Origin of the sequence: Pseudomonas sp. IT-P2, from assembly GCF_949767575.1 — a bacterium.
GTDB lineage: Bacteria > Pseudomonadota > Gammaproteobacteria > Pseudomonadales > Pseudomonadaceae > Aquipseudomonas > Aquipseudomonas pharyngis.
Genome location: NZ_CATKQA010000007.1, coordinates 83309 through 96351 on the forward strand (window position 1 = coordinate 83309; position 13043 = coordinate 96351).

At 62.4% G+C, this 13043-nt stretch carries 12 protein-coding genes and 1 riboswitch; of the genes, 6 read left to right on the top strand and 6 right to left on the bottom strand.

Features of this window, described 5'->3' with window-relative positions; all coding sequences use genetic code 11:
- Positions 1 to 60: 60 nt before the first annotated feature.
- From ACM6JM_RS05295 to ACM6JM_RS05310, 4 genes are all read right to left on the bottom strand, one after another.
- On the bottom strand, positions 61 to 1029 hold the full coding sequence (locus tag ACM6JM_RS05295; protein WP_074689616.1) for a metal ABC transporter ATPase: 969 nt from the start codon (positions 1027 to 1029) through the stop codon (positions 61 to 63).
- Between the two features lie 31 nt (positions 1030 to 1060).
- Positions 1061 to 1873, bottom strand: a complete 813-nt coding sequence (locus tag ACM6JM_RS05300) for an aldo/keto reductase (protein ID WP_103386579.1) — start codon at positions 1871 to 1873, stop codon at positions 1061 to 1063.
- Positions 1870 to 3045 carry an NAD(P)/FAD-dependent oxidoreductase gene (locus tag ACM6JM_RS05305; protein ID WP_103386580.1) on the bottom strand — a complete coding sequence of 392 codons (1176 nt, stop codon included), beginning with the start codon at positions 3043 to 3045 and terminating at the stop codon, positions 1870 to 1872. Before ACM6JM_RS05305 ends, ACM6JM_RS05300 begins: the two co-directional genes overlap by 4 nt.
- Before the next feature lie 122 nt (positions 3046 to 3167).
- Positions 3168 to 3500 carry a DMT family transporter gene (locus ACM6JM_RS05310; RefSeq protein ID WP_085654394.1) on the bottom strand — a complete coding sequence of 111 codons (333 nt, stop codon included), beginning with the start codon at positions 3498 to 3500 and terminating at the stop codon, positions 3168 to 3170.
- 103 nt (positions 3501 to 3603) lie between these two features.
- On the opposite strand from ACM6JM_RS05310, the gene ACM6JM_RS05315 reads away from it, so the two are divergent.
- Together ACM6JM_RS05315 and waaA are read left to right on the top strand one after the other, a co-directional pair.
- Positions 3604 to 4506: a LysR family transcriptional regulator gene (locus ACM6JM_RS05315; RefSeq protein ID WP_414881416.1), complete on the top strand. Its 903-nt coding sequence runs from the start codon at positions 3604 to 3606 to the stop codon at positions 4504 to 4506.
- Between the two features lie 11 nt (positions 4507 to 4517).
- Positions 4518 to 5798, top strand: coding sequence for a lipid IV(A) 3-deoxy-D-manno-octulosonic acid transferase (gene waaA / locus ACM6JM_RS05320; RefSeq protein ID WP_414881417.1), 1281 nt, complete (start codon positions 4518 to 4520; stop codon positions 5796 to 5798).
- Positions 5799 to 5829: 31 nt separating this feature from the next.
- Here the strand turns inward: waaA and ACM6JM_RS05325 are convergent, their stop codons facing one another.
- Positions 5830 to 7263 (bottom strand): TolC family outer membrane protein, encoded by a 1434-nt coding sequence (locus ACM6JM_RS05325; RefSeq protein ID WP_039766588.1) that lies wholly within the window; start codon positions 7261 to 7263, stop codon positions 5830 to 5832.
- Positions 7264 to 7459: 196 nt separating this feature from the next.
- Positions 7460 to 7565: riboswitch (TPP riboswitch) on the top strand.
- A 146-nt stretch (positions 7566 to 7711) separates the two neighbouring features.
- Between ACM6JM_RS05325 and thiC the strand changes: the two genes are divergently transcribed.
- Positions 7712 to 9601: a phosphomethylpyrimidine synthase ThiC gene (gene thiC / locus ACM6JM_RS05330; protein WP_103386582.1), complete on the top strand. Its 1890-nt coding sequence runs from the start codon at positions 7712 to 7714 to the stop codon at positions 9599 to 9601.
- Positions 9602 to 9710: 109 nt separating this feature from the next.
- The gene (gene cytX / locus ACM6JM_RS05335; protein WP_414881418.1) at positions 9711 to 11003 is read left to right on the top strand and encodes a putative hydroxymethylpyrimidine transporter CytX; all 1293 of its coding nucleotides are present in this window, start codon (positions 9711 to 9713) and stop codon (positions 11001 to 11003) included.
- On the opposite strand, the gene ACM6JM_RS05340 is transcribed toward cytX, so the two are convergent.
- Positions 10972 to 11718: an RsiV family protein gene (locus ACM6JM_RS05340; protein ID WP_414881419.1), complete on the bottom strand. Its 747-nt coding sequence runs from the start codon at positions 11716 to 11718 to the stop codon at positions 10972 to 10974. The two genes, cytX and ACM6JM_RS05340, sit on opposite strands and share 32 nt — an antisense overlap.
- Positions 11719 to 11939: 221 nt before the next feature.
- On the opposite strand from ACM6JM_RS05340, the gene ACM6JM_RS05345 reads away from it, so the two are divergent.
- Positions 11940 to 12557 (top strand): NUDIX domain-containing protein, encoded by a 618-nt coding sequence (locus ACM6JM_RS05345; protein ID WP_007952223.1) that lies wholly within the window; start codon positions 11940 to 11942, stop codon positions 12555 to 12557.
- On the top strand, positions 12548 to 13000 hold the full coding sequence (locus ACM6JM_RS05350; protein WP_039766596.1) for a DUF1249 domain-containing protein: 453 nt from the start codon (positions 12548 to 12550) through the stop codon (positions 12998 to 13000). Before ACM6JM_RS05345 ends, ACM6JM_RS05350 begins: the two co-directional genes overlap by 10 nt.
- The last annotated feature ends 43 nt before the right edge of the window (positions 13001 to 13043 follow it).

Genomic DNA, 13043 nt, shown 5'->3' on the forward strand with positions numbered 1-13043 from the left:
CATAAAGACCGCGCCTGCGACGACTCTCCGGAGTTACTCGCAGGCGCGGTCTTTTGCCATTCAGGAATTCACTTTCTTGCGCGGCACGATCTTCTTCAGCAATTGCCTGGCCTTGCCGCGCAAGCGCGCCAGCCCCGTGTCCTTGGGTGGCGGCGTCAAACCCTGCTGGCGCAGCCAGTCTTTCCAGCGAATCCGCTCATCGCGCACCAGCCAGCCGTCCTGCCGGGCGAAACTTTCCGCCAGATAAAGACCGCGAGTGCCCGCCGGGTACAACTGACCTTTCTTCAGCGTATACAACTCAGGCAGCGGTTCGCCGTCCTGCAACGGCATCAAGTACAGATCGGGGCGCTTGCGGTCGAGCCGGGCGACCAGTTGATCGCCTTCCAGTCGTTCATCGACATGGAACAGGCTGAGGTTCTTGGCTTCCTTGGGCACGTCCAGTCGCAAGTCGTAGATCAATTGCAGGGACGCGGTCGGCAAGTGCACGTAAGCCCTCGGCCGTTCGAGCAGTTGCAGATTGGCGCAGCGCACCGGCCGCGCCGAGCCGGACAGCGGCGTCAGGCGAAAGGGCAGGGCCTCGCGATAATGCAGCGCCGATGAGTACGGCGCCGGCAGCCAGGTGTCGTTGAAACGCCCGCCGAGCCAGCCTTCCGGTGTTTCCAGCAGGCATTCTTCGGCAATCTCCTGGATGGCCGTGTGCAGCGGGATATTCAGTTCATGCGCCGGTACGTAGCCGGAGATCAGTTTGAGCACCACATCACCGCGATCCTGCCGCCGCTGGCGTACCAGCACCCAATAATCGCGATTCTGCCAGTGCAGGGTCAGGCGCACCGAGACGCCGAGGTTGGCCAGCTCCAGCGCAAAGCGCTCGGCGTCGGCCACGCTGACCGGCTTGCGCCGCTGCAGGGTCTGGGCGAAATTCAACGGCATGCCCACGCTCTGGTAGGTCAGGCCTTCCGGCGTGGCTTCGACGAACAGCGGCAGCGTCTTGAAGTTGCTCGGGTTCTTTCTGATGAGCGTACGCGGCATGTCGGCTCCTGCTTAAGGCCGCGAGGCGGCGTCAGTGACCACGAAGGACCTGGGCAACGGTCGCAACGTTATGGGCGAGGTGCAGCGGATTGATCGTCCCGACAATGGCACTGGCCACGCCGGGCTGGGCGAACAGCAATTCGAAGCTGGCGCGCACCGGATCCACGCCGGGACTCAGGCACACATGACCGCTGGCCAGGGCCTTCTTCACCAGAATGGCTTTACCGTGGGCAGCAGCATAGTCAATGACCGCCTTCTCGTTTTGTTCGTTCAGATTGTAGGTGACCATCGCGCAGTCGCCTTGCTCCAGTGCTTTGAGGCCACCGTCGACGGTTTTGCCGGAGAAGCCGAAGCCGCGAATCTTGCCCTCGGCCTTCAGTGCCGCGAGGGTTGCGTAGACTTCGCTGTCGTTGAGAATCGCCAGATCGTTGCCGTCGGAGTGCACCAGCACCAGGTCGATAAAATCGGTTTCAAGACGTTGCAGGCTGCGCTCCACCGACATCCGGGTGTGAGCGGCGCTGAAGTCGTGACTCGACTGGCCGTCGACGAATTCTTCGCCGACCTTGCTGACGATCACCCAGTCCTGACGCTGACCGCGCAGCAGTGGGCCGAGGCGTTCTTCGCTGCGGCCATAGGCCGGGGCGGTGTCGATCAGGTTGATGCCCAGCTCCCGCGCCTGCTTGAGCAGCATGCGCGCAGCGTCGTCGTCGGGGATCTGGAAGCCGTTGGGATATTTCACGCCCTGGTCGCGGCCAAGTTTGACGGTGCCCAGGCCCAGCGGCGAAACCAGCAGGCCTGTGCTGCCCAGCGGGCGATGCAGATCGTGCAGGGTCGGCAGGCTCATGGCAGCAGTTGCTCCCAGGCGGGAACGCCCATCGGCGGTTTTGGCAGCTCGGGCAACGGAGCTGCGTGGCTTGGCTGGATGCCGTCGCGTTCCAGGGAGGCAATCACCCGGTCAGCGAAGTCCGGGGCCAATGCGAGCTTGGTTGGCCAGCCGACCAGCAGGCGACCTTCTTCGGCGAGGAACGCGTTGTCCGGGCGGGTAAGACCGGTTTGCAGCGGTTCGGCGCGATCGACGCGCAGGGTCGCCCATTGCACGGTGCTCAGGTCGATCCATGGCAACAACTGGCCAAGTTCTTTCTGGGCGGTGGCGATCTGTTCGGCCGGCTCACGGGCCACGCCTTCGGATTCGGCAATGTCGCCGCCCAGATACCAGACCCACTGACCGTCAGCGGCCGGGTGGGTGGTCACGGTGATGCGCGGTTTGGTGCCGCCACCGAGGCAGTGCGCGTACAGCGGCTTCAGGCCCGGGCCCTTGGCGATGATCATGTGCAGCGGCCGGCGTTGCATGGCCGGATGAGTCAGGCCCAAAGCAGTCAGCAGGTCGGCGGTACCGGCACCGGCGCTGAGGACGATGCGCTGGGCACGAATCTCGCGGCCATCGACTTTCAGACCGACCAGCACACCGCTTTCCAGTAACGGCTCGATGTCGTGGCCGGCGAGCAGACCGTCACCCGACAAATCCGCCAGACGCTGGATCAGGCTTGGCACGTCGATCACCAGCTCGGCGAGACGGTAGACCTTGCCCTTGAAGCGTTTGTCTTGCAGGGCCGGCGGCAGTTGATCGCCCTTGACCTGATCGACCCGGCCACGCACCGCTTTGCTGGCGAAGAAACTGGTCAGATTGCCGGCCAGTGTGCCCGGCGACCACAGGTAATGGGCTTCGGACAACAGGCGCACGCCGGTCAGGTCCAGTTCGCCGTTGCCGGCCAGGGCTTCACGCCAGCGGCGCGGCATGTCGGCGATGGCTTCCGAGGCACCGGTCAGCGCACCGTGCAGCGCGTACTTGGCGCCGCCGTGGATGATGCCCTGGGACTTCACACTCTGCCCGCCGCCGAGGCTGGCACTTTCCACCAGCACGGTCGAGAAACCCTGGCGACGCAGGCGCGCGTTCAGCCAGAGACCGGCGACACCCGCGCCGACAATCAGCACGTCGGTGGAAATTGGAGATGGCATGCAACGACCTCAAGGCTCAAATAAGCCGCAAGTTTCAAGCTTCAAGCTGCAAGCTGCAACCCGAAGGGGAAAAATCGGCTTGGCTTGGCTTGCAGCTTGTGGCTTGAAGCCTGTCGCTGCTGTTAATGGCCGGCGGTTTTCGAGAAGAGTTGAATCACCACCACGCCGAGCACGATCAGCGCCATTCCGAGCATCGCCGGGATATCCAGCTTCTGCCCGTAGATGAACAGCGCCGCGACACTGACCATCACGATGCCCATGCCGGCCCACACCGCGTAGGCCACGCCCACCGGCACGCTGCGTACCACCAGGGTCAGCATCCAGAACGCGATGCCATAACCGACGATGACCAGCAGCAGCGGCAAAGGCGTGCTGAAGCCTTTGACGGCTTTCATCGAAACGGTCGCGATCACTTCGGCACAGATGGCGATGGCCAGGTAGACGTAAGCGTTCATGTTCAAATCCTCGTGTGTAGCATTGCTTGCTGAGGCGGCATTCTAGTGACTCCCCAGATGGGGTAAAGTCATTACCTATCTGTTTAAAAGATGGGTTGGCCTGATGAGCATGCAATGGAATCTGGAGCAGTTGCGGGTGTTTGTCGGCGTTGCCGAGCAGCGCTCGTTTTCCGCCGTGGCACGTCAGCAGCGCAAGGCGCAGTCGGCGATCAGCAGCGCGATTGCCATGCTCGAGGACGACCTCGGTGTCAGCCTGTTCGAGCGTAGCAGTGGTCGCCAGCCGATTCTTACCGAAGCAGGGGAGGCGTTGCTGGAGGAGGCGCGTGAAGTGTTACGCCAGTGCGAGCGCCTGAACGGCCGGGCCGTGGCCATGATGCGCGGGCAGGAAGCGCAGCTGCGGGTGGCCCAGGATGAGGCGATGCCCTATCAGGCGCTGGTGGAAAGCTTCGCCGCGCTGGCCGAGCAGTTTCCCAGTCTGGAAGTCCAACTGACCAGCGCCGCCCAAGGTGAGGTTTCACGCAAACTGGTGGAGCGCCGGGCCGATCTCGGGCTGTTGTTCTATCACGATGAAATCCCTGAAGCGCTGGAGCGCCGGGTGCTGGGCAGTGTGGAAATGGTCACGGTCTGCGGCGTCAACCATCCCTTGGCAGCGCAGGCTTACGTCACCTGCCAGCAACTGGCGCAGCATCGGCAGTTGTTGATGTCGACCCAGACCAGCATTTATCCCGGCAACGAACCGGCCAGTCCGCAGGTATGGCGCGCTGACAGTTTCTACGTGATGGCCGAATGGCTGGTGCGTGACCTCGGCTGGGCCTGGCTGCCGCGCCACGTGGTGCAGTACTCGGCGTATCAGGGCCTCATGGTGGAACTGGACAGCGAATGGACGCCGCCGGCGCTGGTGGTGGAACTGGTCTGGCGCCGTGATGAACCGCTTGGACCGGCGGCGCGCTGGCTGGCGGAGCGATTTGCCATACACCTGCGGGCGATCGGCGGCAAAAGCCGATAAACTCCGCCGCCATGAATAGAACTCTCTACACCGCGCTGTTTTACCTGGGGCTGCCATTGGTGGCGATTCGGCTGTGGCTGCGCTCGCGCAAGGCGCCGGCGTATGCCAAGCGGATTGGCGAACGTTTCTCCTACGGCATGCCGACTCTGCAGCCCGGAGGTATCTGGGTTCATGCCGTGTCGGTGGGCGAAAGCATCGCCGCCGCGCCGATGATCCGCGCACTGCTGCAACGTTATCCACAGCTGCCGATCACCGTGACCTGCATGACGCCGACCGGGTCGGAACGCATTCACGCAATGTTCGCCAACGAGCCGCGCATCCAGCATTGCTACCTGCCTTACGACTTGCCCTGCGCGGCGGCGCGTTTTCTGGATCGCGTGCAGCCGAAACTGGCAGTGATCATGGAAACCGAGCTTTGGCCAAACCACATTCACCAATGCGCCAAACGCGGGATTCCGGTCGCATTGGCCAACGGGCGCCTGTCCGAGCGCTCCGCCAAGGGCTATGGCCGGTTCAACAAACTGACCGCGCCGATGCTTGCCGAGATGAGCCTGTTCGCCGTGCAGACCGAAGCCGAAGCCCAGCGCTTCCGCGATCTCGGTGCGCGGGCGGAGACAGTCGAAGTCACCGGCTCGATCAAGTTCGATCTGACCATCGACCCGCAACTGCTGCAACGCGCCGCTGAACTGCGCGGCCAATGGCAGGCGCTGGAGCGCCCGGTGTGGATCGCCGCCAGCACCCATGAAGGCGAAGACGAAGTGGTGCTGAATGCCCATCGCCGTTTGCTGGCCAACCATCCCGATGCACTGCTGATTCTGGTGCCGCGTCACCCCGAGCGTTTCAATTCGGTGTTCGAGTTGTGCCAACGCGAAGGTTTCGCCACGGTGCGTCGTTCGACCGGCGCGAGCGTCGATGCACAGACTTCGGTGCTGCTCGGCGACACCATGGGCGAATTGCTGTTTCTCTATGCCTTGGCCGACAGCGCGTTCGTCGGCGGCAGTCTGGTAGCCAACGGCGGGCACAATCTGCTGGAGCCGGCGGCGCTGGCGAAACCGGTGATCAGCGGACCGCATCTGTTCAACTTCCTCGACATCGCCGCGCAACTGCGCAGCGCCGGAGCCTTGGCCGAAGTGGATGACGCCGAAGGTCTGGCGACAGAAGTGCAGCGGCTGTTCGAGTTACCGCGCGATGCGCAACGCATGGCCGATGCCGGGCTGAGCGTGATGCGCCGCAATCAGGGCGCGTTGCAGCGCTTGCTCGATGGCCTGGGAAGGTTGATCGACCGCGCATAAAAAAACGCAGCCTCAGGGCTGCGTTTCTTGTTTAAGGCCGGGCCTTGAGCTGCGCTTCCGCTGCCTTGGCCAGATCCGGCGGCAGGAAATCCTTGTCCGGGTTGTAGTCGGCTTTCAGATAACGCGTCAGATCCTGTAAATCACCTGGGTTCAACGTCCCCGCCGCCTGCTTCAGCCGCAGGTTGTCGAGGATGTAGTCGTAGCGGGTGTTGTTGTAGTTGCGCACCGAGGTGTAGAGCTGACGCTGGGCGTCGAGCACGTCGACGATGTTGCGCGTCCCCACCTGGTAACCGATTTCCGTGGCTTCCACCGCGCTCTGGTTGGAAATGATCGACTGGCGGCGCGCCTGCACCTGCTCGACGTCGGTGTTTACCGCGCGGTGCAGGTTGCGAGTGTTCTCCACCACTTGCCGGCGCAGGCCTTCACGCTGTTGTTCGGTCTGGTCCAGCCGTGAGTAGGACTCGCGCACCTGGGAGCTGGTCAATCCGCCACTGTAGATCGGGATGTTCAGTTGCAGGCCCACAGTGCTCTGCTCGACGTTGCCACTGTACGGCGTACCGAACGCGTTCGGGTTGGAGAAGCCGAGGGCGTCGTTGTCGCCTTTCTCGTATTTGGCCACCGCGTCGAGGGTCGGCAGGTGGCCGGCCTTGCGCTGTTTCAGGGTCTGTTCGGCGGAGCTGACCGCGTAGTTGCTGGCCAGCAGATTGAGGTTCTGTTTCGCGGCGGTATCGACCCAGGCCTTGGCGTCGTTCGGCGCCGGCGGCAGGATCGGCAACGTGTGGACGATGCCCTGGATCGAGTTGTACTGGCGGTTGGTCAGGGTGATCAGCGCTTGGAACGCATCATCGACCTGACGCTGGGCGACGATCCGGTTGGCGCGTGCGGTGTCGTAACTGGCTTGCGATTGCAGCACGTCGGTCTTGTCCGACAGGCCCACGTCGAAGCGCTCGTTGGACTGGTCGAGCTGGCGCTTGAACGCGGCTTCCTCGGCCTTGGTCGAGGCCAGGTTGTCCTGGCTGCGCAGCACGTTGAAGTAGCTTTCGGCGGTTTGCAGGATCAGGTTCTGCTCGGTGGCCGAGAGTTGCAGCGCGGCCTGCTCATTGACGTCCTTGGCGGCCTGGTACTGGAACCAGCGATCGGCGCGGAACAGCGGTTGCGCCAGCGTCGCCTGATAGGAGTGCGCGCTGCGATTGGCGATGGCCGAGGGCTGGTCGATCGAGGTGCGCACATTGGCGACTTCAGCGCCGCCCGACAGGTTCGGCAGCAGCCCGGCGCGGGCCTGGGGCACCACTTCTTTCTGCGCACCGTACTGGGCGCGGGCGGCGGCCAGGTCGGCGTTGTTGTCGACGGCTTCCTGATAAACGCTGACCAGATCGGTCCTGGTCGATAAAGGCGCTTCTGCTGCCCAGGCCGTTGCGGTGGACGCACAAGACACGGCGACAGCCAGTGAGAGTTTGCGCAGCATGAGGCGATCCCTAGCATGAATATTATGGAAATAATCCGGGCGCCAAAGGTAAGGCGCGGCCCATGCAGCGTCAAGGCGCAGCATGGCGTAGCGAGTGTAGTAGCGCAGGCGGCAGGCAACAATCTGCCAATTGCGCCATTCATCATGGTGTTTGCCACGGTGTTGGCGTTCTTTGCCGGTTGTGTCTAGACTGGCCGGGTTCTTGTCGGGGTGCCTTGCTATGAGGCTGAGATCGAATAATTTCGGATCCCGTTGAACCTGATCAGGTTAGCGCCTGCGTAGGGAACAAGATTTCTCGTCACCCGGCGAGTCCTCTTGTGCTTCGTCCGGGATATTGTTCGACAATCGAACGCTCGACGACGATGCACAGCACCAGTCCTGGTGCGTCCGTGCCTTTCAGGTTCTGCTCCGACAATCCACTGCCTGGATGCTGTCTGGAGAGCCCGTGATGACTACAAAATCTAAAAATGCGATCAACCTGAGTGACTCGGCCAAGGTCGACGAGCAGTCGGTTCAACCGTTCACCCGTTCGCAAAAAGTCTACGTTCAGGGCTCCCGCCCGGACATCCGCGTGCCGATGCGCGAAATCACCCTCGATGTGACCCCGACCGACTTCGGCGGCGAAATCAACGCGCCGGTCACCGTCTACGACACCTCCGGCCCTTACACCGATCCGAATGTGGTGATCGACGTGCGCAAAGGCCTGGGCGACGTACGTTCGGCGTGGATCGACGACCGTGGCGACACCGAGCGCCTGCCAGGCCTGAGCTCGAATTTCGGTCAGGAGCGTCTGGCCGATCCTGAGCTGACCAAACTGCGTTTCGCTCACGTCAACAACCCGCGCCGCGCCAAGGCCGGGGCCAACGTCAGCCAGATGCACTACGCGCGCAAAGGCATCATCACCGCCGAGATGGAATACGTCGCCATCCGCGAAAACATGAAGCTGCAAGAGGCCCGCGCTGCCGGCCTGTTGAAGCAGCAGCACGCCGGCCACAGCTTCGGCGCGAGCATCCCGAATGAAATCACCCCTGAATTCGTGCGCGAAGAAATCGCCCGTGGTCGCGCGATCATTCCGGCCAACATCAACCACGTCGAGCTGGAACCGATGATCATCGGCCGCAACTTCCTGGTGAAGATCAACGGCAATATCGGCAACAGCGCGCTGGGTTCGTCCATCGAAGAAGAAGTGGCGAAACTGACCTGGGGTATTCGCTGGGGTTCGGACACGGTGATGGACTTGTCCACCGGCAAGCACATCCACGAAACCCGCGAGTGGATCATCCGTAACTCGCCGGTTCCGATCGGCACCGTGCCGATTTATCAGGCGCTGGAAAAAGTGAATGGCGTCGCCGAAGACCTGACCTGGGAGCTGTTCCGCGACACGCTGATCGAGCAGGCGGAGCAGGGAGTCGACTACTTCACCATCCACGCCGGCGTGTTGCTGCGCTACGTGCCGCTGACCGCCAAACGTGTGACCGGCATTGTGTCCCGTGGCGGTTCGATCATGGCCAAGTGGTGCCTGGCGCACCACAAAGAGAACTTCCTCTACACCCACTTCGACGAAATCTGCGAAATCATGAAGGCCTACGACGTCAGCTTCTCGCTGGGCGACGGTCTGCGTCCGGGCTCGATTGCCGACGCCAACGACGAAGCGCAATTCGGCGAACTGGAGACCCTCGGCGAGCTGACCAAGATCGCCTGGAAGCACGACGTGCAATGCATGATCGAAGGCCCCGGCCACGTGCCGATGCAGTTGATCAAGGAGAACATGGACAAGCAGCTGGAGTGCTGCGACGAGGCGCCGTTCTACACTCTCGGCCCGCTGACCACCGACATCGCACCGGGTTACGACCACATCACCTCCGGCATCGGTGCGGCGATGATCGGCTGGTTCGGTTGCGCGATGCTCTGCTACGTGACGCCGAAGGAACACTTGGGTCTGCCGAACAAGGATGACGTGAAGACCGGGATCATCACCTACAAGATCGCGGCCCATGCGGCGGATTTGGCCAAGGGGCACCCGGGCGCGCAGATCCGCGACAACGCCTTGAGCAAGGCGCGTTTCGAATTCCGCTGGGAAGACCAGTTCAACCTCGGTCTGGACCCGGACACCGCCCGTTCGTATCACGATGAAACCCTGCCGAAGGATTCGGCGAAGGTCGCGCATTTCTGTTCGATGTGCGGGCCGAAATTCTGCTCGATGAAGATCACTCAGGAAGTCCGCGAATACGCGGCCAACCAGCGGATCGACGCGGTCGACGTGGATGTCGCCCAGGGCCTGGCGGAACAGGCCGAGCGGTTCAGGAAGGAAGGCAGTCAGCTGTACAAGAAAGTCTAGCCACGAGCGGCAAGCTACAAGCTACAAGAGGAGAAGCAGTCCGCATATCGCTTCTGACTTGTAGCTTGCAGCTTGCAGCTTTTTTTCTGCTTCTCTGTGAGAAACGTCCTTGAGCATTCAACCCGGTACTTATTCCCCCGACCTCGCCGTGCCCGCCAACCAGCGTGTGTTCGGCGGTCGCGATCTGTTTTCCCTGTGGTTTTCCCTCGGCATCGGCCTGATGGTGTTGCAGACCGGTGCGTTGCTGGCGCCGGGGCTGGGCCTGTCGGGATCGCTGCTGGCGATCTTTCTCGGCACCCTGGTCGGCGTTCTGTTGCTGGCCGCCGTTGGCGTGATCGGCAGTGACACCGGCCTGTCGTCGATGGCCGCGCTGAAACTCAGCCTCGGCAGCAACGGCGCGAGCCTGCCGGCGCTGCTCAACCTGCTGCAACTGATCGGTTGGGGTTCGTTCGAAATCATCGTCATGCGCGATGCGGCCAGCCTGCTCGGCACCCGTGCGTTCAGCGAAGGTTCGCTGTGGGCCAGTCCGATGCTGTGGACGCTGTGCTTCGGCGCATTGGCGACATTGCTCGCGGTCAGCGGGCCGTTGACGTTCGTGCGCAAGATTCTGCGCAAGTGGGGCATCTGGCTGATTCTGGCCGCGTGCATCTGGCTGACCTGGAACCTGTTCGCCAAGGCTGACCTCGCCGCCTTGTGGGCACAGGCCGGGGATGGCTCGATGCCGCTCGCCGTGGGCTTCGACATCGCCATCGCGATGCCGCTGTCGTGGCTGCCGCTGATTGCCGACTACTCGCGTTTCGGCAAGAAGGCGAAGAACGTGTTCGGTGGTACGGCGATCGGTTTCTTCATCGGCAACTTCTGGCTGATGAGCCTCGGCGTGGCCTACACCCTGGCATTCGCGCCGAGCGGTGAAGTCAACGCGCTGCTGCTGGCACTGGCCGGCACCGGTCTGGGGATTCCGCTGTTGCTGATTCTGCTGGACGAGTCGGAGAACGCTTTCGCCGACATTCACTCGGCAGCGGTTTCCAGTGGGATTCTGTTGCGTCTGAAAGTCGAGCATCTGGCGCTGGCCATCGGTGTGATCTGCACCCTGATCGCCTTGCTCGCGCCGTTGGCGCAGTACCAGAACTTCCTGTTGCTGATCGGCTCGGTGTTCGCACCGCTGTTCGGCGTGGTGCTGGTGGATCACTTCATCCTGCGCAAGCGCAGTGCCCAAGTGGCGCCGGCCGCGTTGCGCTGGCCGGCACTATTGGCCTGGCTGGGTGGCATCAGCACCTATCACTTGTTGGCCAATCTGTACCCGGATGTCGGCGCGACCCTGCCGGCGCTGGTGCTGGCAGGGCTGCTGCAACTGGTGCTTGGCCGGGCTTTCAGTTACGGCCGGGAAACAGCTCGGGCTTGAGAATGCCGTTCAGGCGCGGGTAAGGGATCTTCAGTTCGACGTGGCCCAGCGCATAAGGCGCGATGGTGGTCACGTCGTACTTGAGGATCACGCCGCCGTAGGTCAGCGCCACGTTCGGGGTTTTGACGAACGGCCAGCTCTTCACGAATTCCGGTTCCTGATCGAGCTTGGTGCTGATCAGCCAGCTGTTGTGCGCCACTTGCGCCGCTTTCCAAAATGCCTCTTCCTGACCCGGCAGCAGCATGTCCGCCAAGGTCAGCACCTTGTGTTGCTGAAGCGAATAGTTGATGAAACCGCGTCCCGGCGTACCGTGGGCACCGCCGGTGTCCAGGTAGCTCGAGGTTTCGATGATCACCAGACCGTCATGCTGCTCGCGTACTTTCGCCTGCAAATAGCTGCTGTTGCGCGGGCCGGCGTTGGCCAGGAACTGCTCGCGATACGCTGCCAGCGTCGGCGCCACCGGGGCGTTCGGTGCGGTGCGGGTCATTTGCAGCAGGCGTTTTTCGATGATGCCGTCCAGCGCCGGTTCTGCCGGGAAGCGCAACGTATCGATGTTTACCAACGGACAGTCCTGGTTGGAACAACCGGGTTTCAGCGTTTCCGAGGCGTCGCGGGTGGTTTCCAGCGGCGTGCGCAGGTTGGGCTGGAACAGGCTGGCGCAGGCGCCCAGGGTCAGGGCGATGGCGGCCACGGAGGCAATTTTGAAAAGCGACATGGGCGTCCTTTCTGAAGCAGGGGAAGGCAAAAAGTTACCGCTTCGACTCTCAACGAAGCGGTCAGTTCGCCACTAAGCTAATTAGAGTGGGTTTCGCCTCCACCGTCCATCCCGCTGACAGCAAAGGGGCTGCATCAAACGTCACCGGCGCGTTAGGATGGCGCGAAGTCGAGGTCGCAGGTAAGGCGCCTCGTATTGGATTTGCAGTAAAGAGGATGCTCATGACCGATTTTGCCAAAGCCATTCCGACCGCCGTCGATATCGTGCGACGCGAGCAGTGCTACAAGGGCTTCTACAAGCTCGACCGTCTGCACTTGCGCCACGAACTGTTCGCCGGTGGCATGAGCCGCGAAATCAATCGTGAAGTGTTCGTGCGCCACGATGCGGTGTGCATGCTGCCCTACGATCCGCAGCGCGATGAAGTGGTGCTGATCGAGCAGTTTCGCGTCGGGGCTCTGGGCAAGGCGGACAACCCGTGGCTGGTGGAACTGGTCGCCGGTCTGATCGACAAGGACGAACAGCCGGAAGAAGTTGCTCACCGCGAGGCGCAGGAGGAAGCTGGGCTGGACATCAAAGCCCTGTGGCCGATGACCAAATACTTTCCATCGCCGGGCGGCAGCAACGAATTTGTGCATCTGTATCTGGGGCGTTGCAGCACCGAAGGCGCAGGCGGCCTGCATGGGCTGGAGGAAGAAGCCGAAGATATTCGCGTCACGGTCTGGGCCTTTGAAGATGCCTTGCAGGCCGTACGTGACGGACGGATTGCCAATGCGGCGAGCATCATCGCCTTGCAGTGGCTGGCGCTCAATCGCGCCGAAGTGAGGGGGCTATGGTCGTAAACAAGTTGCGCGATCGCTACCGCGTCGACCTCGCAGGGCTGCAAGCCGCCTGCGAGGCGAACTACGCGCGCCTGATGCGACTGTTGCCGGACATGCGCAGCGACCCCGAAGCGCGGCGCATCGCGGTAACCCAGGGCGACCAGATGCTCGGCGTGCTGACTCTGGAAGTGCTGCAGGCCTGTCCGTACACCACGACTCTGCAGGTGCGTCAGGAACACAGCCTGCCATGGCTGCCGGTGCCGCAACTGGAGGTGCAGGTCTATCACGACGCGCGTATGGCCGAGGTGATCAGTGCCGAGCATGCGCGACGCTTTCGCGGCGTCTATCCTTACCCGAATGCGGCCATGCACCAGCCGGACGAAAAAGCCCAGCTCAATCTGTTCCTGGGTGAATGGCTGAGTCATTGTCTGGCGTGCGGACACGAATACGCGGCAGTCCGATAACCAGCGCAAGTTGTGAACTGCGTCCGGTTCGCCGGTTTCTCTT